This window comes from Actinoplanes lobatus (genome assembly GCF_014205215.1).
Taxonomy (GTDB): Bacteria; Actinomycetota; Actinomycetes; order Mycobacteriales; family Micromonosporaceae; genus Actinoplanes; species Actinoplanes lobatus.
This window is the reverse complement of the sequence record NZ_JACHNC010000001.1, coordinates 4,629,903-4,655,177: the sequence shown is the minus strand read 5'-3', so window position 1 is coordinate 4,655,177 and position 25,275 is coordinate 4,629,903. Positions and strand designations below refer to the sequence as shown.

Below are 25,275 nucleotides of genomic sequence, written 5' to 3'. Positions count from 1 at the left end.
GATCCCCCAAGATTGCTCCGGACGAGACGGCGACTCCCGCAAAGCCACCCACCACCCCGCGGTCTTGGACGTTCTGCCACCTCGAGAAGTGGTCAATCGTCCAAGATCGCGGGCCGGAGCAGGCAGCGAACACGCGCGGACCGGACGGGACGATCACGAGAAGGCGGGACGAGGTCACGCGTAGGGCAACGCGGACCTCGACCACGAACGATCTCTAACGGACGAAGAGCAGGAACAGGCCGGCCCAGGTGCAACCGATCATGAAGAGGACCATCGGGAACTCGTCGGCCAGGACGGCGAGCAGCGGGCGGCCGGGGTGTTCGGCAAGGGCACGGTCGTGGGCCACGATCACGCCTACGGCGTGTCCGATCAGGATCAGAGCGATCTGTACGGAGGAGATCAGTTGCGGGGACGGGGTGATCGTCGCGGTGGTGCCCGAACCGACCAGTAGGAGCAGGCCGCGCGGGCCCTCGGTGATCAGCAGGGACAGGTAGTGGGCGAGGGTGTAGCCGGCTGCGATCGGGATCAGCGACATGGTCACGTCCAGGCGGCCCGCGGTCCAGCGGACCGCCAGGAAGACCGAGGAGCAGAGGAGTACGAGGCCCGCGGTCCCCGAGAACAACGGGGAGCCGAGGTGCCGGGTCAGCGTGGTCCAGGCCGGGGAACTTGAGGCGCTGTCGAAGACGGTCGAGCCCCACCAGACGGCGATGAAGGCGGCCAGGCCTGCGCTGGCCAGCGATCGCCGGGCCCGCGTCCAGACGGCGACCCCGGCCTGGGCTGGGCTCGGAACCCCGGCCTGGGCTGGACTGGGGGCCGCGGCCTGGGCTGGGCTCGGAACCCCGGCCTGGGCTGGACTCGGGGCCGCGGCCTGGGCTGGACTCGGCGCCTCGGCCAGGGCTGGGCTCGGCGCCTCGGCCAGGGCTGAGCTCGGCGCCTCGGCCAGGGCTGAGCTCGGCGCCTCGGCCTGGGCTGGACTCGGCGCCTCGGCCTGGGCTGGACTCGGCGCCTCGGCCTGGGCTGGACTCGGCGCCTCGGCCAGGGCTGAGCTCGGCGCCTCGGCCAGGGCTGAGCTCGGCGCCTCGGCCTGGGCTGAGCTCGGCGCCTCGGCCTGGGCTGAGCTCGGCGCCTCGGCCTGGGCTGGACTCGGCGCCTCGGCCTGGGCTGAGCTCGGCGCCTCGGCCTGGGCTGAGCTCGGCGCCTCGGCCTGGGCTGAGCTCGGCGCCTCGGCCAGGGCTGAGCTCGGCGCCTCGGCCAGGGCTGAGCTCGGCGCCTCGGCCAGGGCTGAGCTCGGCGCCTCGGCCTGGGCTGGACTCGGGGCCGCGGCCAAGGCAGGGCTTGGCGCCTCGGCCGGAGGCTGGGGTGATGTCGGGGCCGGAATCGCGGGAGCGGCCGATGTCGGCTCGTTGGTCACGGGGCCGGCCAGTCCGGAGAGGAGTGGGCGCCAGCGGAATGGGCTCAGGCGGCCGGCCAGGTCGGAGTAGACCTCGAAGCTGTCGCCGCGGGCGAACCACTCCTCACCGCGGAGGGTGGCCAGAAGGAGTTGGCTCACGGCGTACGCCAGAAGGAAGAGACCGACCGCGACCGGATCGCCGTGATGGGGCACCACCAGTTCGAACCAGACGAACGCCAGCAGGAATGCGGCCGCCGGCCAGACGGAGGCGGAGGCGCCGGGCGGAAGCGGGCGCAGCCCGCGACGTGGGAGGCCGAGCAGGGTGAAGAGGGTGCGCAGCGGGTTGACCGTCCGCCAGACCGGGCCGGCGATCATACTGACCGGCACCAGGCCCACCCAGAGCAGGACGAACAGGGCGTGCGGGGCCGGGTTCTCCGGGCCGCGCGGGCCGGCGACGGCGTAGCCGGTGACGTAGAGGGCCAGCAGGAGAACCGGGTAGCGCAGAAAGTGGCCGATGCCGAGGGTGTGTGGCGTGGACGGTCTGAGGCGTGGTTCCCGCCACCAGAGGCCGGCGATCAGGAAGGACAGTACAAGGGTCGCGGCTCCGGCCTGCAACACCAGGTCGAGGGGAAGCGGCAGGTCCGCGGACTCCCCCACACCGTGCGCGAGCGGCAGGTCCGCGAAGGCCGCGATGCTGTGCCCGGCCGGCGGTTTCGCGGAGTCCCCCAAGCTTGGGGTCACACTGTTTCCTCGGCTTTGCGGGCCAGGTCGCGCAGCACGCCGGCGCCGGCCACCGCGACGCCCGCGCCGAGGCCGAGGGCCAGGACGACCAGGATGCGTTCGAGGTCGGCGGGACCCGCGAACGGCAGGACCGCACGATGGAACGAGGTCACGTCGGGCAGGACGAACACCGCGGTCAGGGCCGCTCCCCCGCAGACCGCGAGGATCCCGGTGGCACGGCCGCGCAGGGCGGTCACCGCGCCGCCGATGATCAGCGGCCAGGCGAGGAGGTTGATCCCGGCGGCGCTCAGGAAGGTTCCGGCGAGTGGCGCGGATTCGACGGCCAGGGTGGATCCGGTCACGTGGACGATCGAGGACAGTGCGGCGACACCGCCCGCGGCGGCCAGCAGCAGGTCGGCGCGGCGCAGCCTACGGGCGAGGAGCACGAGCGCGGTGCCGGTGAGCGCGGCGGCGGCCCACCACGGGGCCGCGGGTGGGCGTTCTTCCCCGACCAGTACGCCGTCGACCGTTACCGGGGTGCCGTCGGCGTCCAGGGTGATCGTCCAGGGGACGGTCCGGCCCGCCGCGACGGTGCGGCCGTCGGGGGTGGCGCGTTCGTCGGTCCAGGTGTGCTCGGCGCCGGGCGCGACCGTGGCCCCGGCCGGGATCGTCACCGGTCCGCCGGTGCCGTTGCGCAGGCGGAGCCGGGCACCGTCCTCGATGGCGACCACTTCCAGCCCGGGCAGGGCGGGGGTGATGGAGACGACGTGGCCGCGGGAGTCGGTGGCGGTGAGGCCACCGGCGTGCGCGGCGGCCGGCCCGCCGGTCACCACCAGCGTGCAGCCGATGGTGACCAGGGCGACAACGATCCGCCTCACTCGGCGAGACGGTGGATGCTGCGGGCGACGAGCACGGTGCCCACCCCGGTGAAGGCGGTCAGGACCATCAGCCCGCTCACGATGTGGATGTTGAAGCCGGTGGTGCCGGTCTGGATCTTGCCGACGAGCAGGACGGCGCCCCACACGGCCGGCGGTGTGATCAGGCCGAAGAGGATCCAGCGGGCGTTGGCGCCGAGCCTGACCAGCGGGTTCACGGCGCGCAGCACGATCTCCAGGGCGATCGCGGCGGCGGCCACGGTCAGGGCCGGCCACCAGGCACGCTGCGAGTCGAACATCAGGTGCATGAACACGGCGATCAGGCTGACCAGCGCGGCCGGCAGCCCGAGCGGCAGCGGCCAGCGGCGGCCGATGGCGAGGAACGGCACGAGCAGCAGGATGGTGCTGAACAGGTAGCCGTGCACGAGTTGCGCGTCCGGCGAGTAGACCGGAACCGGGTCGAGGTCGGTGCCCAGGTGGCGGAAGCCGAGAGCGGTGGCGTGCAGCGAGTAGATGTGCACCGGCAGGGCCGCGAACAGGGTGGAGATGCCGACGAGGAAGCCGCCGGAGAGGCCGAGCCGGTCGCCCGGGTTGGCGGCGAGCATCAGCGTCGGGCCCATGGCGACCAGGACCATGCCGAGGATGATGAACTCGTGGCTGGGGCTCACGAAGATCTCCATGCCCTGCTCGATGCCCCAGATGTTGTGCCAGAGCGTGTCGACACCGCCGCCGACCAGGAGGAACGCCATGCCGGCGAGCGGGATGCGCAGCGCGTTGGGCAGGGCCAGAACACTCTGGTACGTGGGGATGCCGGGCAGTCGGGAACGCATGATCCACAGCAGGGTGAAGCCGGAGGCCGCGATGCCGGAGTAGAGCACGCCGTGCCACGGCGTCCAGAAGGTCTCCAGCTCCGGGGTGGTGGCGTGGGCGTACGCGTCCAGTTGCAGCCCGATGACCAGCCATGCGCTGGCGACCAGCAGGATCCACCGTTCGCGCGCACTGAATGTCACGGTGGGCGTTTCCACCGGCACTGCCCGTTCCACGGATGTTGTCACGATCGCTCCCCCTCTGATCGACTCAGCGCCCGTAACCTACATCGCTGTCGTTACATGGTTCGATCGGACACCGGACGATGTGACGAGGATTGGCGGCGGAGATGACTGCCGATGTGGTCGTGGTGGGCGGGGGCATCGGTGGGCTGGCCACCGCCCTGGCGCTGAGCCGTAGCGGGCTGCGGGTCCGGGTGCTGGAGCAGGCGCCGAGGTTCGGCGAGGTCGGGGCGGGCATGCAGATCGCCCCGAACTGCACCCGCATCCTGCACGAGTGGGGGCTGCTCGACGAGGTGAAGTCGCTCGGCGTGCTGCCGGAGAACATCGTCATGAAGGACGCCGTCGACGCGGCCGTGCTGACCCGGCTCGATCTGCACGATGTGGAACGCCGGTACGGGTTCCCGTACCTGGTGATCCACCGCAGTGACCTGCACGGCACCCTGCTGCGGGCCTGCGAGCGGGCCGGGGTGGAGCTGCTCACCGACGTACGGGTGGACTCGTTCGGGCAGGTGCCGGGCGGCGCGGTCGCGGCCGGGCACTTCGGCCGGGTGGTGATCGCCGCCGACGGGCTGCACTCGACCGCCCGGAGACTGTTCAGCGACGACGAGCCGGTCGATTCGGCGTACGTGGCGTACCGGGGCGCCGTGCCGATCGAGAAGGTGGCCGAACTCGACGTGCACCTCAAGGACGTCGTGGTGTACGTCGGCCCGGCCTGCCACCTGGTGCAGTACCCGCTGCGCGGCGGCGACATGTTCAACCAGGTCGCCGTCTTCCGGTCGCCCGGGGCGCCGGACGGGCTGGACGCCGCTTTCGACGGCACGTGCGCGCGGGTGCGGGCCGGTCTGCCACTGATGTGGCGGGACCGGTGGTGGCGGATGTACGACCGCGAGCCGTTGATGAACTGGGTTCAGGGGCGGATCGCCCTGACCGGGGACGCCGCCCACCCGCCGTTGCAGTACCTGGCACAGGGCGCGGTGATGGCGATCGAGGACGCCTGGGTGCTGGCGTCCAGCTATGCCGGGGACTGGGATGCCGCGCTGGCCGCCTACGACGCCGTACGCCCCGAGCACTGCCGCCGCGTCCTCACCACCGCCCGGGCGTGGGGTGGGTTCTGGCACCACGACGGCGAGAAGCGTGTGTGGCGCAACCGGACACTGCGCGACCGGGACGTGTACGACTACACGTACATCGACTGGCTCTTCGGCCCCACCGCGCTGACGCCCGGGCAGGAGCCGGCGATGTTTCCCAGCGGCGGCTGACGGTGGCGATAATCGTCGGCGTGGGTTTCACGATCAATTGGCGGTACGGGACGGGCACCGGCTACGACGACCGGGTGCCCGACGAGGCGCTCACCGAACTGCTCGCCGAACTGGACGAGGACGATGTGGAGCACGGCGACGTGTGGCTGTCGGACGGCTCCTCCGGCTGGTCACTCGGGGTCTTCGCCGGTGACAGCCATCTGGTCGTGTTGGAGAACGACGAGCAGGGCCGGGGGCCGTTCCACCGTACGGGGGTGACCCGAGCGGAGTCGTTCACGCTGTTGCGGCGCCTGGCCGACGGACATGCCGAGCAGATCGCGGCGGAGCCGTGGTCGCCCGGTTACGGCGGATAGTGTCGGGCTATGACCGAACCCGTGACGCACACCCTCGAGGTTCCCGGCGCGGTTCTGCGCTACGACGTCCGTGAGCCGGCCACGCCGGCCACCGCTCCCCCGCTCCTGCTGATCGGCTCGCCGATGGACGCGAGCGGCTTCGTCACCCTGGCCGGCCACTTCACCGACCGGACAGTCATCACCTACGACCCGCGCGGCACCGGCCGCAGCGTTCGCACCGATCCGGCGCCGGAGTCGACGCCGGAGCAGCACGCCGACGACGTACGCCGGGTGATCGAGGCGGTCGGCGGCGGCCCGGTCGACCTGTTCGCCAGCAGCGGCGGCGCGGTCAACGCGCTGGCCCTGGTGGCCGCCTATCCCGGCCTGGTCCGGGTGCTGGCCGCCCACGAGCCGCCGACCACGCGGCTGCTGGACGACCACGAGACCGCGGTGGCCGCGGTCAACGGGATCCGCGAGCTGTACCAGAAGTCCGGCCTGGGCCCGGCGATGGTCAAGTTCATCGAGATCGTCTCGTTGAAGGGCCCGGTCCCGGCCGACTTCGTCTCGCGTCCCGGCCCCGCCCCGGCCACCTTCGGCCTGCCCGCCGACGACGACGGCTCCCGCGACGACGTGCTGCTCGGCCAGAACCTGGTGACCTGCTGCCTCTACGAGCCGGACTTCGACGCCCTGCGCGCCGCTTCGACCCGCATCGTGGTCGGGGTGGGCGCCGAGTCCACCGACGAACTGGCCCATCGGGCCGGCCTCGCGGTCGCCGGCCGCCTCGACCTCGAACCGACCGTCTTCCCGGGTAACCACGCCGGCTTCCTGGGCGGCGAATTCGGCCAGCACGGCGACCCGGACTCATTCGCCGCCACTCTCCGCGGAACCCTCGACCGTTCCTGATCAAGAAACCTGCTGGAGGTCGTCACCGTTGAGCGTGGCGACCTCGTTCACGTCGGCTCGGGACCCTGCTTCTCCTCAGCGAGGTGGCACGCTTCGGTCAGCGCGCGCTCCTTCGCCAGGGCCTCGTCGTCGCCGTCGTGCGACTGCGCCCGAATGTCGTGTTGTGCGATCTTGAACGACTTGCCACCCGCAACGGTGGCAAATCGGCCAAGATCTCTCCGGGCAACGCGTCCTGCTGGCGAGGGATCGCGGATTCGGCTGAGTCCGGCCGTGGCTGGACAGCCGCCGGAAAGTGATGGTCACGGCTGGGTGAGTGGTGGAAGGGCGGCCGGGTGGGTCGGCGGTCTGCGGGTGCCGGTCAGGCGGGTGCTGGCGGTTCGGATGGCCGGGACCAGGCCTCGGGGTAGGTAGAGGACGCAGATGATCAGGACGACGGCGTAGACGGCGTAGGAGAGGACGGCCGGGGCGTAGCCGGGCATGCCCGGCTGGGTACCCAGGGTGTTGAGCACCTGCACCAGCAGGACGACAACGGTGGCGCCGACCAGTGGGCCGGCGATCGTGCCCAACCCGCCGACCACCGCCATCACCACGAACTCGATGGAGAGCAGCACCGGGAACGAGCCGGGCGCCAGATATCCCAGGTAGAAGGCGTAGACGCCACCGGCCAGGCCGGCGAAGGCGGCGGACAGGGCGAACACGGCCAGCCGGTAGCGGCCGATCGCCACACCGCTGGCCGCGGCGGCTGTCTCGCTCGTGGCGGCGGCGCGCATGCCGCGGCCCGCGCGGGACTCGATCACGTTGCGCGCGATCAGCACGGCGATCATCAGGACAAAGCCTGCGGCGTACGCGTATCCGAGGTCTTCACGCAGTTCGAAACCGCCGATCGAGAACCGTGGGATGCCCTGGAGGCCGATCGCGCCGCCCGCCCAGTCGGCCTGGGCGAGCAGTGACAGCAGGATGAGCTGTACCGCCAGGGTGGCGAAGGCCAGGTGGTGGCCGCGTAGCCGGAGCAGTGGCGCCCCGAGCAGGGTGGCCGCGACCGCCGCGATCACCGGGGCGGCGAGCAGGCCGAGCAGGGGCGGGACACCGTGGACGGCGAGCAGGCCGGCCGCGTACGCCCCGATCGCGTAGAAGGAGGCCTGTCCCAGCGAGACCTGTCCCGCGTACCCCATCAGGAGGGAGACGCCGACGGTGACCGTCGCGGCGAGGGCGAGCAGCACGAACGTCGCGAGATGCCGTTCCGGAAGGAGCGGCGGCAGCAGGGTGAGCACCGCGAGCAGCAGCCCGGCCGGGATCCAGCGTTTCATCGGGCGGTCTCCACGACCGGCCCGGTGCGGGCCGCCTGGACGATCATGACGGTGAGCATCAGCACGAGGGCCACCTCCACCTGGTAGGCGCCGCCGCCGTAGCCGGCGGCCAGGGTCTGTGCCACGCCGAGCAGGAGCCCGCCGGCGAGGGCGATCACCGGCCGGGTGAGGCCGCCGAGGACGGCGGCGGCGAAGCCGTTGACGATCAGGGCGACGTCACTGTCGAACGTGACCTGCTGCACCGGTGTGGTGAGGACTCCGGCGAGGCCGCCGAGGGCGCCGCCGATGGTGAAGGCGAGCAGGCCCATCCGGCGTACGTCGATGCCGACGACCTGGGCGGCGTAGCGGTTGGAGGCGCAGGCGGACAGCGCCCGGCCCAGGTCGGTGCGGGTGAAGAACCACGCCATCAGGGCGAAGACCGGCACGGTGACCGCGATGATCAGCAGGTAGTGGGCCTGGAGCCGGGCGCCGGCCAGGTCGGCCACGCCGGGCACGCCCGGGTAGGAGCGTGGCTGGTCTCCCCAGATCAGGATCTCGACGGCGTACGCCAGCACGCCCAGTCCGAGGGTGACGATGAGCGAGGTTCCGGGGCTGGTGCCGGGGCGCCCGATGGCGACGGCGCCGACGATGAGGCCGGTGAGTGCGCCGAGCGTGACGCCGCCGAGTTCGGCGAGGCCGTGCGGGACGCCGGCGCCGAGCAGGGAGGCGGCCAGCATGGCGGCGAGCACGGCGAACGCGCCCTGGGCGAAGTTGACCACCCGGGTGACCCGGTAGATCGCCACGAGCCCGCTGGCGACCAGCGCGAACCCGGCCCCGATGCCGAGCCCGGTGACCAGGTATCCGATGAGATCGCTCATGGCGCCACCTCCGCTTCGCTCCGGCGTCGCCATGAGTTCAAGACTGAGCCTGATGATTCGCTCGCAAGCTCGCTCATGAACTCACCTCGATGTGGCCGCCCAGGTAGGCGGCGGCGACGCGGGGGTCGCGGGCCAGGTCGGCGGCGCGGCCGTGCAGGGCGATCCGGCCGGCTTCCAGGACGTACGCGCGGTCGCACAGGCCGAGGGCGAGGCGGGCGTTCTGTTCGATGAGCAGGACGGCGAGGCCACGCTCGGTGTTGAGGGCGCGCAGATGGCCGACGAGGGTGGTGATGATCAGTGGGGCGAGGCCGAGGCTGAGTTCGTCGATGACGAGGATGTCGGGGCGGGCCATCAGGGCGCGGCCGATGGCGACCATCTGCTGCTGTCCGCCGGAGAGCGCCCCGGCCCTGCGGGTGCGGATGCCGGCCAGTTCGGGCAGCAGTTCGTAGACGCCGGTGGTGTCGCGCCCGCCGCGACCGTTGCGCCAGCCGCCGAGGCGCAGGTTGTCGTCGACGGTGAGGTCGCCGAACATCTCGCGGCCCTCGGGGACCTGGGCGAGGCGGCCGTTGACGGTGATCGTGCCGGAGTCCGGCCGGAGCAGCCCGGAGAGGGCTTTGACCAGGGTGGACTTGCCGGCCCCGTTGGCGCCGATGAGGGCGACCATCTCGTGTTCGTGGACGGTCAGGTCGACGCCGTCGAGGGCGGTGGCGCCGGAGTACCGGACGGTCAGGGCACGGGTCTCGACGACGGCGGTCACGGGTGGACACCTTCCGCGGTGGGGCCCAGGTAGGCGGCGATGACGCCGGCGTCGGCGCGGATCTCGGCGGGGGCGCCTTCGGCGATGACCCGGCCGAGGTCGAGGACGGTGATCCGGTCGGCGAGGCGCATCACGAAGGCGACGTCGTGTTCGACCAGGAGGATGGTGAGGCCTTCGGCGCGCAGGCCGGCGATGAGGGTGGCGAGGTGTTCGCGTTCGGCGGCGCGCAGTCCGGAGGCGGGTTCGTCGAGCAGCAGCAGGCGGGGCTCGCCGCAGAGGGCGCGGGCGAGTTGCAGGGCGCGCTGCTGGCCGAGCGGGAGTTCCTCGGCGGGGCGGTGTGCCCAGGCGCTGAGGCCGGTGCGGTCGAGGCAGGCGAGCGCGCGGTCCCGGATGTGGCGTTCCTCGCGGTGGTGGCCGGGCAGGCGCAGGGCTGCGGCGAGGAAGCCGGAGCGGGTGGTGGCGTGTGCGCCGACCATGACGTTCTCGAGGGCGGTCATGCCGTGGAAGGTGCGGGCGGCCTGGAAGACGATGCCGACGCCGCGGGTGGCGCGGCGGTGGGCGGGGAGGCGCTCGACGGGTTCGCCGTCGAGCGCCACGCTGCCGGTGTCGGGGGCGAGCTGGCCGCCGATCAGGGCGAACAGCGTCGATTTTCCGGCGCCGTTCGGTCCGATGACGGCGCGCAGCTCGCCCGGTTCGACCGTGAGGCTCACGTCGCGGACGGCGTAGACGCCGCCGAACGCGCGGGAGACCCCGTCGACGGTCAGTCTCACTGGAATCGTCCCTTGGAGAAGTCGGTGGGGACGAACTTGCCGCCCTCGATCGTGTTGATCGAGATGAACTCGGTGGTCAGGCCGGAGTGGTCGGTGGCCGAGTAGTGGTAGGTGCCGTTGGGGGTGGTGAGGGTGAGGCCTTCGAGAGCGTCGCGGACCTTCTTCGGGTCGGTGCCGCCGGCCTTCTCGATGGCGGCCGCGAGCAGTTTGACGCCGCTGTAGCCGTCCTGGGCGAACTGCGGCGGCGGGTAGCCGTACTTGGTGGTGAACGCGCTGGTCAGCTCGTCGACGGCGGTTTTCAGTTCGCCGGCCGGGAGGTGTTCGCCGACGACGCCGACACTGCTGGCGATGGTGGCGCCCTCGGCGGCCGGGCCGGCCGGTTCCAGGAAGAGTTTGCTGGCCTGCGAGCCGGTCAGGACGAGGGGGATGGTGAGGCCGGAGGCGGCGTACTGCTTGGTGATGGCGACGGCCGGCGCGCCGGTGGCCCACAGCATCAGGGCCTGGGCGTCGGACGACCGCACGTGGGTGAAGATGGCGCCGAACTCGGTGGCGGTGGTCTGGAACTCCTCGATCGGGCCGAGCGTCACGCCGTACCGGGAGGCCTTTGATTGAAGGCCTTTGAATCCGGCGACCGCATAGCTGCTCTTGGTGTCGTAGGCGACGGCGATCCTGGTGAGTTTCTTCTCCTGGAAGTACTCCAGGGCGGCTTCGGCGTAGGTGCCGGACAGGGCGGGGACGACGAAGACGTACGGGTGAACCGGGTTGACCTGCTCGTCCGCCGGGGTGAGCGAGATGTAGGGGATCTCTTCGCGGTCGACGAGCGGGATGGTGGCCAGCGCCGAGTTGCTGAACGGCGAGCCGATGATCGCGTCGGAGCCGTCCTTGAGTTCGTTGAAGGCGAGGACGGCCTGGTCGGGCAGGCTCTTGTCGTCACGGACGGTGAGTTCGATCTTCCGGCCGCCGATGCCGCCGGCCGCGTTGATCTTCTCGACCGCGAGGGCCACGGATTTCTGGTTCTCGCTGCCGAGCGGGGAGTAGTTGCCGGTCAGCGAGACGATCTGACCGACCTTGATCGCGTCGTTGCTCTCGTCGCCGGTTCCGCCGCCGCAGGCGGCGGTGGCGAGGGTGAGTGTCAGGAGGAGGGGTCCGATTCTGCGCACGATGACCTCCAGGGGTTACCGGTGCGTTACAGGACATCGAAGTTAGGCTTTCTCTACACGGCCGTCAAGAATGTGCCTAACATCTAGCCCATGCCGTCGAATCCACAGACGCTGATGCTCATGCTGCTCGGCGATTTCGTGCTGGACCGGGACGTATGCGTCTTCTCCGGCAGCGTGATCGACGTGCTGGACCGGCTCGGCATCTCCTCGCACGCCACCCGGTCCACACTCACCCGCATGGTCAACCGCGGTCTGCTGCGCCGGCAGCGCGACGGCCGCAAGATGTATTTCGGTCTCACCCCGCGCGCCGCCGAGATCCTGCGCGACGGCCGCGCCCGCATCTGGGAGACCGGCGCCGTCAACGACCGCTGGGACGGAACGTGGACGCTGCTCTGCTTCTCACTGCCCGAATCCTGGCAGCGGCAACGCCACGACCTGCGCTCACAGCTCGCGTGGTCCGGGTTCGGGCCGTTGCAGGGCGGGCTGTGGATCGCGCCCGGAGTCGTCCCGGCGCAGGACATCGTGGACGGTCTGGGACTGTCCGCCCACGCACGCGTCTTCCACGCCCGGGCGGCGGACCTGACCGACATCGGACAGATGGTCAGCGACGCGTACGACCTGGCCGGGCTGGCCGCCCGCTACCAGGAGTTCCTGGACCGGTGGGAGGGTCCCGCGCCGTACTCCGACCCGCTGGCCGCGCGGCTCAGCCTGATCGCCGAATGGCTCGGCGCGATCCGCCGCGACCCCCGCCTGCCGGTCGAGCACCTGCCGGTCGGCTGGCCCGCCGTCCGCGCCCAGAAGCTCTTCCGCGACCTCGACGCCGCCTCCCTCTCCCCGGCGCGCGCCCTGGCCGCCGGCCTGCTCGATCTCACCCCTTCGGCGGTACGGGACTGAGCGGGCGATAACGGCGGTGTTATGGGTCGTTGCGATGTCCGCTATTGATCTCCACCAGCACGCTCGCGGATCCTGAGAACACTTAGGACACATCCACGAGGGAGACTTCCGATGGCGCAATTTTCCCCGGCCGGACTACAACGGTGGCGTGACGTGCTCGCACGGCATGTCGACTCCGGCCGGATCCCCGGGCTCGTCGCACTGGTCAGCCGGGGCGACGAGACCCACGTGGAGGCGCTCGGCACCCTGCGTCACGACGGTGGCGCGGCGATCCAGCGGGACACCGTCTTCCGGATGGCGTCCACCTCCAAGCCGGTCACCGTGGCGGCCGGGATGATCCTGCTGGACGAGTGCCGGCTGCGACTCGACGACCCGGTGGACCCGTGGCTGCCCGAGCTCGCCGGCCGGCGGGTGCTGAGCCGCATCGACGCCCCGCTGGACGACACCGTGCCGGCGCGGCGGCCGATCACCGTACGCGACGTGCTGACCTCCACCTTCGGCCTCGGCATGGACATGACCACGCTCGGCACCCCGATCATGAACGCGATCTTCGAGCAGGGCCTCACCCCGAACCTGCCGACGCCGATGCCCGGCCCCGACGAGTGGATGCGCCGCCTCGGTGAACTGCCGCTGATGCACCAGCCCGGCGAGCGCTGGCAGTACCACATCGCCAGCGACCTGCTCGGGGTCCTCGTCGCCCGGGTCACCGGCCAGTCGTTCGAGTCGTTCCTGCGGGATCGGGTCTTCGGCCCGCTCGGCATGACCGACACCGGCTTCCACGTGCCCGCCGAGGACATCGACCGGCTGCCCACCCTCTACGCCCCCGACCCGCAGACCGGCGAATTCCTGGTCTGGGACGAGTCGAAGGGAGGCCGCTGGTCGTCCCCGCCGACCTTCACCGGCGGCGGCGGTGGCCTGGTGTCGACCGCCGACGACTACCTCGCCTACTTCCGGATGCTGCTCAACGGCGGCGACGGCATCCTGTCCCGCCCGGCGGTCGAACTGATGACCACCCCGCGGCTCACGGCCGAACAGAACGCCGCCCGTACCGCGATGGCCCGCGACAACGTGCACATCTCCTTCGGACAGGGCCAGCACGGCGGCTGGGGCTTCGGCATGGCGGTCCGCACCTACCGCGGCGACTACGCCCCGGTCGGCCAGTTCGGCTGGGACGGCGGTTCGGGCACCTCCACCTACGCCGACCCGCAGCACGGCCTGGTCGGCGTGCTGCTCACCCAGGTGGGCGCCTCGAACCCGTCGTCGGCCCACGCCTTCCACGATTTCTGGACCACCATCTACCAGGCCATCGACGCCTGACAGCCGTCGCCTACCTACGAGCCTTTCGGGTGATCGATCGGCCCGAAAGCGCGTGGGCCGCGGCGGGCGGCCTCGTCGGCGAACCGGCGGATGGCCGGGTTGATGTCTCCGTCGCGCCACACCAGCACCCACTCCGCGGCCGGCGCGTCGGTCACCGGCAGCAGGACGATGCCCGGGTGGGCGTAATAGTGCAGGTAGTGGGTGTGCACCGGGGCGATGGCGCGGCCGGCGGCGACCTCATGCATCAGCTCGTGAAAGGTGGAGACCACGGGGCCGCGCGGAATGGGGGTGCCGCGCGGCGTACGGGTGGGCAGCACCGATTCCATCCAGTAGCCCGGCGCACGATCGCCCGGATCGAGAAAGAGCCGGCCGCCGAAGTCCTCCAGCGTCACCGACTCCCGGCCCGCGAGCTCATGCCCCTCGGCGACCGCCAGCAGCAGGCCCTCGGTGTACACGATCGGGCCCTCGACGAGGTCGGGCTCGCGTACCGGCCGCCACACCAGCGCCAGGTCCACCTCGCGGGCCCGTAACGGGGTGAACGGGTCCGCGAACTGGATCTCCCGAAGCGCCACCTCACACCCGGGGTGGTCGCTGCGGAACCGGTCGATCAGATCCCGGATCTCGTACGCGAGGGCGCCCATGACCCCGAACCGCACCGTGCCGCTGACCCCACGGGCCGACTCCGCGGCGACCGCGATCCCCCGCTGGATCGCGTCGTAGCCGGCCCGCAGGTCGTCACGCAGCCGCTCCCCGACCGGCGTCAGCGTCACCACCCGGCTCGTACGCTCGAACAGCACCGCCCCGATCCGCCGCTCTTGCGCCTTGATCGCCTGACTGACCCGCGCCTGCGACACGTGTAGCCGCTGCGCGGTCCGCCCGAAATGCAACTCCTCGGCAAGGGTCAGGAAGATCTCGATGTCGCGAATCTCCACCCGTGCCCCCACCAGTCATCACCGCCCGGCCGCGAACAGCGGCCGGTCACGGGGTACGAGTATGCCGAAGCCGGTCCAACGACTCGACCATTCCGCTCTTGGTAATCGACAGGGCACACTCGGTGACATCTGTCTGCCCGGCGAAGGGGTCTCGCATGCCGTTCCTCAATGTCGTCGATCCGGGGTTCGACTTCGCCGCACCGGAGGTGCTGGCCGCGCAGGACGCCGGCTGGTATGCCGACAGTCCACTCGGGCCGATCGTGCTGCGTCACGCGGAGGCGCAGGAGATACTCCGGGACCGGCGCCTCGACCACGGCGGGGACGGCTTCCTGCGGCGCGACGGCATCACCTCCGGGCCGATCTACGACTGGTGGGTGCCGATGGTCGTCAACCACGACGGCGCCGACCACCGCAGATTGCGCGGCCTGGTCGGCCGGGCCTTCACACCCCGCACCGTCGACGGGCTGCGGCCGTTCATCCGGGCGACGGCCGAGGCGCTGGCCGACGAGATCGCCGAGGCCGGGGAGACCGAATTCGCCGGCGCGTTCGCCGATCGGCTGCCGCTGGCGGTGATGAGCGAACTGCTCGGTGTGCCCGCCGCCGACCACGACGTCTTCAGCACCTGGTCCGCCGACATCGGCCTGATCTTCGCCCTGGCCGCCGGCGGGGACACGGCGGCGCGCGTCGAACGGGCCGTCGTGGGGCTGAGCGGCTACATCGACACGCTGATCGACGAGAGGTCGAAGCAGCCGGCCGACGACCTCATCTCCCGAATGGTCACCGCCTGGCAGGTCGACGCGACGGTCACCCGGGAAGAACTGCGCAACCTGCTGGTCACCCTGATCTTCGGCGCCCACGACAACACGAGCCACCAGTTCTCCAACGCGATGGTCTGCTTCACCGACCACCCCGGCCAGTGGACGCTGCTGCGCGACCGGCCCGAACTGGCCGACCGCGCCGTCATCGAGACGATGCGCTGGCGGCCGTCGGCGGCGAGCGTGTTCCGCCGCGCGACCGAGGACTTCACCTTCCACGGGCTGCCCGTCACCACGGGGACCTTCATGACCATCGCCGTACCGACCGCCCAGCGGGACCCACGCGCCTATCCCGGCGGACGGTCCTTCGACATCACGGCCGTCCGCGAGGCGCCGCTGCTCCAGTTCGGCGCCGGTCCGCACTACTGCCTGGGGTACGCGCTCGCCCACGCCCAGTTGCGGGAGGCCCTCCCGGTCCTGACCCGCCGTTTCGGGCCACCGATCGTCGCCGGTGAGGTGAGCTGGCGGCCCCCGATCGGCACGCACGGGCCGGACCGGTTGCCGCTACGGTTCGCGGTCGCCTGACGGCGGCGGCCCGGTCCCCGGGGACCGGGCCGCCGCCGGGCCGATCACGCGGGGGCCACCTCGTTCCCGACCCGGAACGGCACGGCGACCAGCGGCGACCGGGAACCGTCGGTGAACTCGCGCTGCACGTGCAGCGTGTGGTCACCGGCGCGATCGGGGGTGTACGACGCCACGGTCTCCCACGACCACGGGTCGTACAGCACCTCCTGGACCGGGCCGTCGTCGACCGACCACAGGAACTTCGTGGTCACCTCGTTGAGGTCCCATGCGAAGAAGCCGAACTGGCCGGGAATACCGGGGCCGCCCATCGCGTCGCCCGGCGGCAGGTCGGCCGGCCACGGGTTGAAGACCTCCACGTTCGGGTTGCGCGCCGGCACCGAGAAGGCGCCGGTGTCCGAGACCGTGCCGTCGGCGGCCAGGCTGGCCACGTCGACCGTGCCGTCGCCCCAGCCGTCGGGCACGTCGTAGCTGATGGTCGCGGTACCGTCCGGGCCGACCGGGACGGTCCGCTGGAGGTGCTCGGCACCGTCATAGACGCTTCCCACGGTGTACCGGAAGGTGGTCGCGCCCGCCTGGATCGCCGTGAAGGTGAACGACACCGGCCGCCCGAACACGGCTTCCGCACCGAACGGTCCCTGCGCGGTGACCTTCGGAGCGTCATCGAGGTGGATGATCTCCTCGGCCGGCGGCGACAGGGTGCCGTCGTCCAGCTTCGCCCACACCGTGAGGACACTGTCCCCGGGGTGGGTCGCCACCACGTCGAAGTACGCCTGCGAGCCGTCGATCGTCTGCTGTGGCCCGCCGTCGAAGCTGTACACGATGCCGACCGCGTTCGGCCGGTAGGACCAGACCATCACGCTGATCGGGTCACCGACGTGGGCGCCGATGGCGTTCACGTTCACCGTGGGCCGCGCGCTGATGACGGAGAACGACTTCCGGGCAGGCAGCGACCGGTTGCCCGATCCGTCCACCGAGTACACGGTGATGGTGATGTAGCCACTCTTCGGAGGCGTCCACGCGGGCACGGCCGTGCCGTCCGGGCCGGCGTCGATGCTGTGCTGCACGCCGTCGCCGAAGTCGTACAGGTACGACACGACGCCGGTGGTGCGCGGGGTGAAGGTGAACGATCCGGCAACGCCCTCGACGGGGTCGCTCGGCCAGTCGAACTCGGCGGAGGTGACCTTCGGGGCGTCGGTGACGTACAGCTGGACGCTGTTCGAGCCGATCATCCGGTTGCCCGCGTAGGCGCGCGACAGCACGGTCTTGTAGCCGGTGCTGGTGAACACCAGGTCACCCTTGCCCTGGCGGTCGACCGCGGGCACCCGGGTCTCCGGGCCGCCGTCCACGGTGTACCCGAAAGCGGTGACGTCGGCGGCCTGGGAGGTGAGCGTGATGTGGCTGGTCAGGCCGACGCCGTTCATCTCGATCTCGGCGAACGGGGCGGTGTTGCGGACCTGGTACCGGTACTCGACCCACGGTCCCCGGTTGCCGGCCGCGTCACGGGCGGCGACCTTGAGACGCCCTGGGCCCCACGTAGCGGGCGTGATAGTGACCTTGGCCCGGCCACCGGGGTGGTTCGGGGTGACGCTCTGGAGGAGGCTGTTGTCCATCAGGGTCCAGTCGAAACCGACGGTGTCGACATCGCCCGCCGCGTCGAACACGAAGGTGCCGGGCACGCCCGGGCCTCCGGTGCCGGGGTAGTCCTCGCTGGGGTACTTCTTCGACGACACGACCGGGCTGGTTGCCGGCGCGACGGTGTCGACGGTGAAGTAGCAGGTCCGCCCCCACGGTCCGGCGTCGTCGTAGTCCCGTCCCTGTGCCGTCCAGGCGACGACGGTGCCGTCCTCGACCCCGCTCAGGCCCAGGCTCGGCGACGAGGATTCCTTGCGCTGGTCCGGGCGGTTGACGGGCCAGTACGCGTACACGATCTGGGGGTGGTCGTTGGGGTCGGCGTCGGTGACCGTGGCCTGGACCCGCATCCAGTTGCCGGCCGTCGGGTGCTTCTCGGGCTTTCCGCAGCCCGCGTCCGGGTACTTCAGCTTCAGCTCGCTGACCCGGGGCGCGTGGTTGGCGGCGTAGCTCATCTTCGCCTGGGTCATCGTCCGGCCGACGCCGGTGTCGCCCTCGGCGGTGGCGTTGATGCGCACCTCGATGGTGAGCTTCTTCTCGCCGCGGGCGAAGGCCGCCTGGATCGCGGGGATCATGTCGATCCCGAGGTACGCCCCGGGGCAGATGACGCCCTTGCCGTAGGAGCGCTCGGCGAGCAGTTCCAACTCCTTCGGCGGGTTCTGCCAGGTCGTCGTCTCGGTGACCTTCCGGGTGCGCCACACCTCGATGGGTGCGACCCGGGAGCAGTCGTTCACCGTCCGCTCGCTGGTGTAGAAGGTGACCCGGTGCAGGACCTGTCCTTTGAGCGGGGTCAGGTCGAAGGTGAAGTAGGCGCGGCCGGTGTGCTCCTCGCTGCTACCGATGAGGAAGTCGCCGGCCGGGTTCGGGCTCGGTGTGGTCGGTTGCGCCCGGTCGGTGTAGGACCAGGCGCTCAACGGGAGGCTGTCGTAGGTCGCGGCCTGCGCGGGGGTGGCCGGAAGTCCGGCCAGGACGGTGGTGGCGCTCAGCGCGGCGACGGCCGCGGACAGCAACGCCCGAAAAGTGTGACGCATGATTTCTCCCCGTCGCCCCCGGCTCTCTGCGCGCGGGGGCGACGGAGCTTAACATCGATGATCTTTTCGCTGGGGACGCTTTTCGGGGCATCGGGAGACTCCGGTGCCGAGCAGGGCGAACTGTCGTCGCCGGTGTGACAGTCCGCGGCGTGCCGTCAGGCTCCCAGGAGGGCGGCGGCGGCGGTGAGGTCGGAGACGCAGGCGGTGGCGGGAGGCGCGTCGGGGGCGTCGGCGTATTCGCCGGTGCGGACGCGGATGGAGCGGGCGCCCAGGGCCACTGCCACGGCCATGTCCTTGCCGGGGCGGTCGCCGATCACGACCAGGTCCGACGGGTGTACGCCGAGCGTCTCGGCCACCTGGCGCAGGCCCTCGGGGTGGGGTTTGCGCAACGTGCGGCCGCCCAGCTCGTCGGTGATGACGATGGTGGCGAAGGCGTCCGCCAGGCCGGTGGCGGCGAGTTTGGCGCGCTGGATCACCGGGTTGCCGTCGGTGAGGCAGGCTACCGGGTAGCGGGCGCTGATCGCGGCCAGCGCGTCCCGGGCGCCGGGGTAGCTCGGCAGGCGGCGGGGGCGGTAGGCGGTGAACGCCGCGACCAGCGTGGGAATCAGGTCGGCGGCCAGGTCGGGGCCGATGCCGTAGGCGGCCAGGGCCCGGTCGATGGTGCCGCCCCGGTCCGAACCCGCGATGAGCTGGCGGCGGACCGCACGGCTGAGGCGGACCTGGTCGAGGCCGGCGGCGGCGCCGGCCCGGCCCACCGCGCGGGAGGCCCCGTACAGGTAGCTGGACTGCGGGTAGAGGGTGTCGTCGAGGTCGATGACCACGGCCAGCGGGGGCTTCTCGAAGAAGGTCATAACGCTAGTTCCCAGGGGAGAGTGCCGTCGGTGTGGTCGGGTTCGTCGAGGGTGAGCAGCGGGTCCAGGGCCGGGTCCGCCAGCAGGGCGGCGACGCGGGCGCCGGTGTGGCCGTCACCGTACGGGCAGGGCAGGGCGGCCACCCGGGACAGTTCGGCCGGGGTGCTCAGGTGGTGGGCCGCGGCCACCGCACGGTCGGCCTCGTCGTCGCTGGTGATTCCGGTGAGGACGGCGGTTCCGGCCTCGACACCCTCCCAGCGTGGCGTGGAGCGGCGCAGCACCACGACGGGCACGCCCAGGTAGGCCGCCTCCTCCTGGAGGCCGCCCGAGTCGGTGACCACCACGCGGGCATGGGCCAGGGCGGTCAGCAGGTCGTCATAGGGCAGCGGGTCCTCGCGGGTCACGCCGGGTAGTGCGGCCAGACGGCCGGCCAGGCCGTGTTCGTGCAGGCGGGCGCGGGTGCGCGGGTGAACCGGGAAGCGGACCGGGCCGATCGCGGCGACGCGGCCGACGACGTCGACGAGGCGGGCCAGCCGGGCCGGGTCGTCGACGTTGGACGCGCGGTGGGCGGTGACCAGCACTCCGGTGCGGTCGGCGGGCGGCACCGGCCGGACGCCCTTCGCACGCAGGGTGTCGATCACCGGGTTGCCGACCACGAAGATCCTTTCCACGGGTACGCCCTCCGCGCGCAGAAACGCGGCGGCCCGGTCCGTGGGTGCGAAGTGGAGGTGGGCGGTGGCCGCCGCGACCCGGCGGTTGACCTCCTCGAGGCTGCGCGGGTTGAAGCTGCGCAGGCCGGCTTCGAGATGCGCGAACGGGATGCCGGCCCCTCGGGCGGCGAGGGCGTAGGCGGGCACAGTGTGCGTGTCACCGAGCGCCAGCACCAGGTCGGCGGCCTGATCGGCGAGCACCGCGGCGGCCGCGGTGACCAGGCCGCCCAGGCCGCCCGGTTTCGGCAGGCGCAGGTCCGGGGCGAGGCCGAGAGTGCGCTGGATGTCGCCGCTCATCACGGCGTCCTGGTGCTGGCCGGTGTCGACCGCGGTGACCCGGTGCCCGGCGGCGCGGAGCGCGTGCACGACCGGGGCGAGCTTGATGACCTCGGGCCGGGTGCCGAAGGGCACCAGCACGTGACGCGTCCTCATCAGCCCACCGCCACGAACATGCCCTGGCCGATCGCGGGAGCGTGCTCCGCGCGTACCGAAGAAGGGGTTTGAAAGGACGTGGGCTCGGAGGGTGAGTGGGCGATCGGCGTGGCCGCTCCGAAGCCGGGAACCGAGCAGGTGACCGGGTCGAGCGGGTCGGGGACCGGCGTGCCGTCGGCCGTGTAGTAGACCTCGGCGAAGTGGCGGGCCATCCGCACGCCCGGCCGGAAACCGAGCGTGGGCAGCGGCGCCGACGGGTCGAGGATCCCGGTCAGGTAGGTGCCGACGACGTCGGCCCCGGCCGCGAGGGTGAGCGGCAGGCCGCCGGAGAAGCGCGGGTTCACCTCGACGACGGTGACGTCCCCGGAGCCGGCGACGAATCCCTGCACGTTGGCGGGCCCGGTGTGCCCGACCGCGCGCAGGGTGGCGGCGACGATCTCGGTGACCGCGACCGAGGTGAACGTGGTGCCGCGCACGGAGACGCCGCCGCGGGTCTCGTCACGCCAGCGCGGTACGCAGGCGAGCAGTGTGCCGTCCGGCCCGACCAGGGCGTCCGCGGTGAATTCGCGGCCGGTGACGCGGGTCTGCACGATGGCGCCGGGCAGCGAGGCGAAGGCGCGGACGAGTTCGGCCGGGTCGTCGACCAGGAGCACGCCGCGGCTGCCGCGGCCGCGGGCCGGCTTGACGATCCAGGGACCGGGGATGAGGCCGACGGTGGCCGGGGTCCAGGCGGTCGCCGGGTGCGGCACACCGGCGGCGTGCATGGTCCGCGCGAAGGCGATCTTGTCGATGCAGCGTTCCGCGGAGGCCGGGTCGGGCAGCCAGGTCTTCACGCCCAGCTCGTCCATGGCGGGGATGAGCGGGGCGAGTGCGGCGTACTCCTCGGCGACCGTGCAGACCAGCGCGGCCGGCCGGTGCTCGTCGAGGACGGCGAGCAGGGCTTCCGCGAAGCCGGGGTGGCCGGCGCAGGGCAGTACGGCGCTGCGGCCGGCCAGGCGCATCCCGGCCGCGTCGGGGTTGGCGTCGAGGGCGAGCACGTGGTCGCCGGCCGCCTGGAGGGCCTTGACGACGGCGACACCGGCCGGGCCGCCCGCTCCGGTGACGGCGACGAGGCGGCCGGTCTCGGCGACGGACCGCTGCCTGGGGGCGCGCATCAGCCAGGCGCGGGCCCACAGGCGCAGCGCGACGACGTCGCCGCCGGCGATCGGCTCCCACTGACGGGCGGCGATCACACCGGCCAGGGTGTCCAGGACCAGAGGATCCGTTTCGTACGAGGCGACCGCCAGCAGGGTGGCGGTGTGCACGCCGAGGCCCTTGCCGGCCAGCTCGCGGATGATCTCGGCGCGGCGGGCCGGGGTCTCGTGACCGACCCGGTAGTCGATGCGGCGCTGTTCACGGCGGCGGGCCAGGCGGCGCGACACCGCCTTGGGCAGGATCCGCCGGTGGACCACGGCGGCGATCTGCAGACCGGGCTCGCGGGTGTCCTCGACGGGCACGCGGTGGCCGAGTCCGGGGCGGGCCCAGGCGGCCGGACGGTCGGCGGTGTGGCGGCCGGTACGGTCCTGCTCGGCACGCTGGGCGTCGTACATCGTCAGTCCGATCATGATGAGGAGTCCGATCAGGGTGTAGCCGAAGTTGAGGACCGCGCCGACCCAGTCGTGGAAGAAGACCAGCGCGTCGACGGCGAGGTAGCGGCCGGCCAGCAGGGAGCCGAGCAGCCGGACCTGGTTCGCGGCGAGGACGAAGACGGCGGCCGCCAGGAAGCCGGTAAGGGCCTGCGGGCGCTTCCGGAGGGCGACCACGGCCAGGGCGGCCAGGGCCAGGACACTGCTCAGGATCGAGCAGGATCCGGTCATCTCGGCGACCACCGGTTCCAGGTTCGGTCCGAAGACGACGAAGCCGTCACCGAGGGCGCCGGAGACCCGGTCGACGCCGAGCAGGTCGATGATCCGGGAGGCCAGGGTGACCTCGAAGCGGCGTACCGGGTCGATGAAGAGCAGGTAGCCGCCCACACAGCCGGCCACCGCGCCGATCATCTCGAGCAGCACGAGCTGGCGGCGCAGCGGTGTGGCGGCGGGCTTCCAGCGGCGTTCCCGCCTGGCGAGCGTGCGGTTGAGGCGATCCTCGACGCGGCTCACGCGACGCCCGGCCGGGCCGTCTTCGATCAGGTGTCTCATGTGACACCCGACCGGGCCGTCTTCGACCAGGTGTAGAGGGTGCCCCACATGCCGTCGAGGTAGGCCTTGGTGGCGGTCAGGATGGACATCCCGAACGCCGGGATGAACCCGATCAGCATCCACACCGCCCTCCGTTCCACCCGGCCCAGCACCAGCCCGACCGCCAGCTCGGTGAACGGGCCGGCGAAGAGCAGCGCCGACAGCGACACCGTGGAGACCGCCGACTGGTCGCCGATCCCGAAGGCGCGCAGGACGATGAGGAGAAGACCAAGACCACACAGCACCGGTACGTGGTAGACCCAGAGGAAAAGCATCGTCTCGAGCTTCTCCATCGGCGACAGATGACGGGTCGTGAGGATCGGCCGCCAGTAGTCGCGCAGGCACTTCTGATGGCCGCGCGCCCACCGGTAGCGCTGCTTCCAGAACCGCCGCGAGGACAGCACCGCCTCCTCGAAGTCGACCGCCGACGGGTCGTAGCGGACCCGCCGGCCGTCGAGCAGCAGCCGCAGGGTGAGGTCGGTGTCCTCGGTGACGGTGTGCGGGTTCCAGCCGCCGAGCGCCCGGATCAGGTCGGTCCGCACGGCACAGTTCGCCCCGCCGTACGCCGGGAGTTCGAAGAGCGCCTGCCGGCCGTACTCGTTGACCAGGTAGCCGGACAGGTAGTCGATGAAGATGGTGGAGGCCAGCGACGACTCGACGCCGTTGCGCACCACGCACCGGCCCATCACGGCACCGACCTTGGGGTCGCGGAAGTGGCGTACCAGCCTGCGCAGCACGTCCGGTTCGGGCTGGTGGTCGGCGTCGAAGATGACCGCGATCTGGGCGCCGTCGACGAGGGCGAGGGCGTCGTTGAGCGCACCCGACTTGCCGCCGCCCGAGCCCGGCTGCCGGTGCAGCACGCGCAGCCGCTGGTCGGCGGCCGCGAGCGCGTCCAGGCGGGCGCCGGTGCCGTCGGTGGAGGCGTCGTCGACGACCACCACGGTCAGCGCCGAATGCGGGTAGTCGAGCGCCAGCAGGGCCGCGACCATGCCGTCGACGACGAGTTCCTCGTCCTTGCAGGCGACCAGCACGGCCACCGGCGGGGTGAACGACTCGGCGCCCACCAGCGGGGCGTCCAGGTCGCGTTCGGTCCAGCGGGCGGCGGCGACCGCGAACCCGAGGTGCCGGAAGAAGAAGAGCAGGAAGACCACGTTGAGTACGGTCGCGATCCAGCCGAGCGTGGAGTCCAGCCCGAGGACCGCGACGGTGACCGCGAATACGGCCAGGTGGGCGAGCAGCCCGAGGCGGTGGTGCGGGGACACCGCCCGGCGGCGCCCCCGCCCGGTCATGCCGCTGTCCTGGTCATCAGGTAGTCGCCGGCCCCCACCAGGTCGTCGGGGAGGACCGGCAGCGGGGCCAGATCCCAGACGAACCGGCCCGGGACGAACGCCTCGGCGTACCGTACGCGGGCCTGCGCCCCGAAGTGGCGGGCCGACGCGGCCACCACCTCGGGGTCGACCATGGCGGAGCTCTCCACCTGGCTGCGATGACACGACAGTGCGTCGAGCTTGCGGTCCAGGTGGGTGGCGATGTCGACGTACACCGACGGCTCGAACCTCGTGGTGGACGGGCTGCGGTAGTGCAGCACCCGGCGGACGTGCCGGGCCGCCGAGACGGTCGCCGCGGCGACCGCCCGGTGGTCCTGGTGCGAGTCGTCGGGCGCGTGCACGTAGACGACGTCGGCCCTGGTCTGCTCCAGGGCCCGCTCGATGAGGGCGATGGTGGCGGCGTCGGCGTTGACCGCGCAGTCCACCAGGTTCCCCCAGATGAGCAGGCAGTCGAGGCTGCACGCGGCGGCCTCCGCCTCGGCGCGCCGGCCGGCCGTGGCGCCGGGGCCGCTCTGGCCACCGGTGACCACCAGCATCGTCACCGCGTCCCCGGCGGCCCGGTGGGCCGCCAGGGCTCCACCGCAGCCGAGCTCGATGTCGTCGGGGTGCGCCCCGACCGCCAGCACGCTGCGCGTCACGAGACCCGGGCCCTCCGGCGCCTGTGCCACACCGTCACCGTGCCGACGACGACACCGGCCGCGGTCATTGCGCCGGCGACGACACCGGCCGCCACGAACACCACGATCGGGCCGAGGCCGTTGCCGCCGGCGGGCAGGCTGACGTCCTTGCCGCAGGTGGGGCGCTTCCAGTTGGCGGTGACCTCCTTGCCGCCGACCTTCCAGGTGACGCTGGTCTCCTTGGTGACCCAGCCGGTGGCGAAGGACGCCTGGTGGGTGCCCGGCTGGAAGACGGTGGTGACCTTGGCGTCGATGGACGTGGCGCCACCGGTCAGCTCGAGCCTGTTGTTGTTGCCGCCCGCGATGGTGCCGTCGACGGAGGCTTTGCTGACGTAGCCGAAGACCGCCCGGTACTTCCCGCTGCCGCTGTCCTTGATCACACAGTCGCAGGTCGGGGTGCCGGACAGGCTCTTCCAGGTGGCCGCCGCCGGGCCGCCGTTGAACAGCAGTGCCGCCGCCGTGACGGCCGCGACCAGGGCGACGGCACCGGCTGCCAGCGCGGCCCAGGGCCGGCGTAGCAGGGGTGGTACGAGACGCAT

22 protein-coding genes and 1 pseudogene are annotated in these 25,275 nt (G+C 71.8%); 6 read left to right on the top strand and 17 right to left on the bottom strand.

Going from position 1 to position 25,275, the window contains the following annotated elements; all coding sequences use genetic code 11:
- Positions 1-214: 214 nt before the first annotated feature.
- From BJ964_RS49135 to BJ964_RS21455, 3 genes are read right to left on the bottom strand one after another with little or no spacing between them, the layout of a single operon-like run.
- The gene (locus tag BJ964_RS49135) at positions 215-2,131 is read right to left on the bottom strand and encodes a hypothetical protein (protein WP_316254053.1); all 1,917 of its coding nucleotides are present in this window, start codon (positions 2,129-2,131) and stop codon (positions 215-217) included.
- Positions 2,128-2,988 (bottom strand): hypothetical protein, encoded by an 861-nt coding sequence (locus BJ964_RS21460; protein ID WP_188122333.1) that lies wholly within the window; start codon positions 2,986-2,988, stop codon positions 2,128-2,130. Before BJ964_RS21460 ends, BJ964_RS49135 begins: the two co-directional genes overlap by 4 nt.
- Positions 2,985-4,040 (bottom strand): hypothetical protein, encoded by a 1,056-nt coding sequence (locus BJ964_RS21455; RefSeq protein ID WP_188122332.1) that lies wholly within the window; start codon positions 4,038-4,040, stop codon positions 2,985-2,987. The genes BJ964_RS21460 and BJ964_RS21455 overlap by 4 nt, the downstream gene beginning before the upstream one ends.
- A 101-nt stretch (positions 4,041-4,141) precedes the next feature.
- Between BJ964_RS21455 and BJ964_RS21450 the strand changes: the two genes are divergently transcribed.
- Genes BJ964_RS21450 through BJ964_RS21440 form a run of 3 tightly spaced genes read left to right on the top strand, consistent with a single transcriptional unit; the run spans position 4,142 to position 6,528 of the window.
- Positions 4,142-5,293: an FAD-dependent oxidoreductase gene (locus BJ964_RS21450; RefSeq protein ID WP_188122331.1), complete on the top strand. Its 1,152-nt coding sequence runs from the start codon at positions 4,142-4,144 to the stop codon at positions 5,291-5,293.
- A 20-nt stretch (positions 5,294-5,313) separates the two neighbouring features.
- Positions 5,314-5,646 carry a hypothetical protein gene (locus BJ964_RS21445; protein WP_188122330.1) on the top strand — a complete coding sequence of 111 codons (333 nt, stop codon included), beginning with the start codon at positions 5,314-5,316 and terminating at the stop codon, positions 5,644-5,646.
- Between the two features lie 9 nt (positions 5,647-5,655).
- Positions 5,656-6,528, top strand: coding sequence for an alpha/beta fold hydrolase (locus BJ964_RS21440; RefSeq protein ID WP_188122329.1), 873 nt, complete (start codon positions 5,656-5,658; stop codon positions 6,526-6,528).
- 299 nt (positions 6,529-6,827) lie between these two features.
- Here the strand turns inward: BJ964_RS21440 and BJ964_RS21435 are convergent, their stop codons facing one another.
- The 6 genes and pseudogenes from BJ964_RS21435 to BJ964_RS21415 form a co-directional block, all read right to left on the bottom strand.
- Positions 6,828-7,835 (bottom strand): branched-chain amino acid ABC transporter permease, encoded by a 1,008-nt coding sequence (locus tag BJ964_RS21435; RefSeq protein ID WP_188122328.1) that lies wholly within the window; start codon positions 7,833-7,835, stop codon positions 6,828-6,830.
- Positions 7,832-8,692, bottom strand: a complete 861-nt coding sequence (locus BJ964_RS21430) for a branched-chain amino acid ABC transporter permease (protein ID WP_188122327.1) — start codon at positions 8,690-8,692, stop codon at positions 7,832-7,834. The genes BJ964_RS21435 and BJ964_RS21430 overlap by 4 nt, the downstream gene beginning before the upstream one ends.
- 73 nt (positions 8,693-8,765) lie before the next feature.
- A complete protein-coding gene (locus BJ964_RS21425) occupies positions 8,766-9,449 on the bottom strand; it encodes an ABC transporter ATP-binding protein (protein WP_188122326.1) in 684 nt (227 codons plus the stop codon).
- Positions 9,446-9,580 carry an ABC transporter ATP-binding protein C-terminal domain-containing protein gene (locus BJ964_RS49540; protein WP_407650850.1) on the bottom strand — a complete coding sequence of 45 codons (135 nt, stop codon included), beginning with the start codon at positions 9,578-9,580 and terminating at the stop codon, positions 9,446-9,448. The genes BJ964_RS21425 and BJ964_RS49540 overlap by 4 nt, the downstream gene beginning before the upstream one ends.
- Positions 9,581-9,697: 117 nt before the next feature.
- Positions 9,698-10,156 (bottom strand): annotated as a pseudogene (locus BJ964_RS49535) (ABC transporter ATP-binding protein); the annotation flags it as partial.
- Positions 10,157-10,215: 59 nt separating this feature from the next.
- A complete protein-coding gene (locus tag BJ964_RS21415; protein ID WP_188122324.1) occupies positions 10,216-11,379 on the bottom strand; it encodes an ABC transporter substrate-binding protein in 1,164 nt (387 codons plus the stop codon).
- Positions 11,380-11,469: 90 nt separating this feature from the next.
- On the opposite strand from BJ964_RS21415, the gene BJ964_RS21410 reads away from it, so the two are divergent.
- Both BJ964_RS21410 and BJ964_RS21405 read left to right on the top strand, forming a co-directional pair.
- The gene (locus BJ964_RS21410) at positions 11,470-12,273 is read left to right on the top strand and encodes a PaaX family transcriptional regulator (RefSeq protein WP_188122323.1); all 804 of its coding nucleotides are present in this window, start codon (positions 11,470-11,472) and stop codon (positions 12,271-12,273) included.
- A 111-nt stretch (positions 12,274-12,384) separates the two neighbouring features.
- Positions 12,385-13,590: a serine hydrolase domain-containing protein gene (locus BJ964_RS21405; protein WP_188122322.1), complete on the top strand. Its 1,206-nt coding sequence runs from the start codon at positions 12,385-12,387 to the stop codon at positions 13,588-13,590.
- A gap of 14 nt (positions 13,591-13,604) precedes the next feature.
- On the opposite strand, the gene BJ964_RS21400 is transcribed toward BJ964_RS21405, so the two are convergent.
- On the bottom strand, positions 13,605-14,534 hold the full coding sequence (locus BJ964_RS21400; protein WP_188122321.1) for a LysR family transcriptional regulator: 930 nt from the start codon (positions 14,532-14,534) through the stop codon (positions 13,605-13,607).
- A gap of 143 nt (positions 14,535-14,677) precedes the next feature.
- Between BJ964_RS21400 and BJ964_RS21395 the strand changes: the two genes are divergently transcribed.
- Positions 14,678-15,862 (top strand): cytochrome P450, encoded by a 1,185-nt coding sequence (locus BJ964_RS21395; protein WP_188122320.1) that lies wholly within the window; start codon positions 14,678-14,680, stop codon positions 15,860-15,862.
- 44 nt (positions 15,863-15,906) lie between these two features.
- Here BJ964_RS21395 and BJ964_RS21390 read toward each other — a convergent pair whose 3' ends face one another.
- The 7 genes from BJ964_RS21390 to BJ964_RS21360 form a co-directional block, all read right to left on the bottom strand.
- A complete protein-coding gene (locus BJ964_RS21390; RefSeq protein WP_188122319.1) occupies positions 15,907-18,522 on the bottom strand; it encodes a hypothetical protein in 2,616 nt (871 codons plus the stop codon).
- Between the two features lie 155 nt (positions 18,523-18,677).
- Positions 18,678-19,373: an HAD family hydrolase gene (locus tag BJ964_RS21385; protein ID WP_188122318.1), complete on the bottom strand. Its 696-nt coding sequence runs from the start codon at positions 19,371-19,373 to the stop codon at positions 18,678-18,680.
- A complete protein-coding gene (wecB, locus tag BJ964_RS21380) occupies positions 19,370-20,515 on the bottom strand; it encodes a non-hydrolyzing UDP-N-acetylglucosamine 2-epimerase (protein ID WP_188122317.1) in 1,146 nt (381 codons plus the stop codon). Before wecB ends, BJ964_RS21385 begins: the two co-directional genes overlap by 4 nt.
- A complete protein-coding gene (locus BJ964_RS21375) occupies positions 20,515-22,692 on the bottom strand; it encodes an ATP-grasp domain-containing protein (RefSeq protein ID WP_188122316.1) in 2,178 nt (725 codons plus the stop codon). The genes wecB and BJ964_RS21375 overlap by 1 nt, the downstream gene beginning before the upstream one ends.
- On the bottom strand, positions 22,689-24,020 hold the full coding sequence (locus tag BJ964_RS21370) for a glycosyltransferase family 2 protein (protein ID WP_188122315.1): 1,332 nt from the start codon (positions 24,018-24,020) through the stop codon (positions 22,689-22,691). The genes BJ964_RS21375 and BJ964_RS21370 overlap by 4 nt, the downstream gene beginning before the upstream one ends.
- A complete protein-coding gene (locus BJ964_RS21365; protein WP_188122314.1) occupies positions 24,017-24,727 on the bottom strand; it encodes a PIG-L deacetylase family protein in 711 nt (236 codons plus the stop codon). The genes BJ964_RS21370 and BJ964_RS21365 overlap by 4 nt, the downstream gene beginning before the upstream one ends.
- On the bottom strand, positions 24,694-25,275 hold the full coding sequence (locus tag BJ964_RS21360) for a hypothetical protein (protein WP_188122313.1): 582 nt from the start codon (positions 25,273-25,275) through the stop codon (positions 24,694-24,696). The genes BJ964_RS21365 and BJ964_RS21360 overlap by 34 nt, the downstream gene beginning before the upstream one ends.

What these genes read in the sequence shown, in the direction of transcription:
- BJ964_RS21385 (WP_188122318.1), bottom strand. Translation starts at nt 19,373, where the DNA reads ATGACCTTCTTCGAGAAGCCCCCGCTGGCCGTGGTCATCGACCTCGAC.
- BJ964_RS21375 (WP_188122316.1), bottom strand. Translation starts at nt 22,692, where the DNA reads ATGAGACACCTGATCGAAGACGGCCCGGCCGGGCGTCGCGTGAGCCGC.
- BJ964_RS21440 (WP_188122329.1), top strand. Translation starts at nt 5,656, where the DNA reads ATGACCGAACCCGTGACGCACACCCTCGAGGTTCCCGGCGCGGTTCTG.
- BJ964_RS21410 (WP_188122323.1), top strand. Translation starts at nt 11,470, where the DNA reads ATGCCGTCGAATCCACAGACGCTGATGCTCATGCTGCTCGGCGATTTC.
- BJ964_RS21370 (WP_188122315.1), bottom strand. Translation starts at nt 24,020, where the DNA reads ATGACCGGGCGGGGGCGCCGCCGGGCGGTGTCCCCGCACCACCGCCTC.
- BJ964_RS21430 (WP_188122327.1), bottom strand. Translation starts at nt 8,692, where the DNA reads ATGAGCGATCTCATCGGATACCTGGTCACCGGGCTCGGCATCGGGGCC.
- BJ964_RS21435 (WP_188122328.1), bottom strand. Translation starts at nt 7,835, where the DNA reads ATGAAACGCTGGATCCCGGCCGGGCTGCTGCTCGCGGTGCTCACCCTG.
- BJ964_RS49540 (WP_407650850.1), bottom strand. Translation starts at nt 9,580, where the DNA reads ATGCGCCTCGCCGACCGGATCACCGTCCTCGACCTCGGCCGGGTCATC.
- BJ964_RS21450 (WP_188122331.1), top strand. Translation starts at nt 4,142, where the DNA reads ATGACTGCCGATGTGGTCGTGGTGGGCGGGGGCATCGGTGGGCTGGCC.
- BJ964_RS21405 (WP_188122322.1), top strand. Translation starts at nt 12,385, where the DNA reads ATGGCGCAATTTTCCCCGGCCGGACTACAACGGTGGCGTGACGTGCTC.
- wecB (WP_188122317.1), bottom strand. Translation starts at nt 20,515, where the DNA reads ATGAGGACGCGTCACGTGCTGGTGCCCTTCGGCACCCGGCCCGAGGTC.
- BJ964_RS21390 (WP_188122319.1), bottom strand. Translation starts at nt 18,522, where the DNA reads ATGCGTCACACTTTTCGGGCGTTGCTGTCCGCGGCCGTCGCCGCGCTG.
- BJ964_RS21395 (WP_188122320.1), top strand. Translation starts at nt 14,678, where the DNA reads ATGCCGTTCCTCAATGTCGTCGATCCGGGGTTCGACTTCGCCGCACCG.
- BJ964_RS21360 (WP_188122313.1), bottom strand. Translation starts at nt 25,275, where the DNA reads ATGCGTCTCGTACCACCCCTGCTACGCCGGCCCTGGGCCGCGCTGGCA.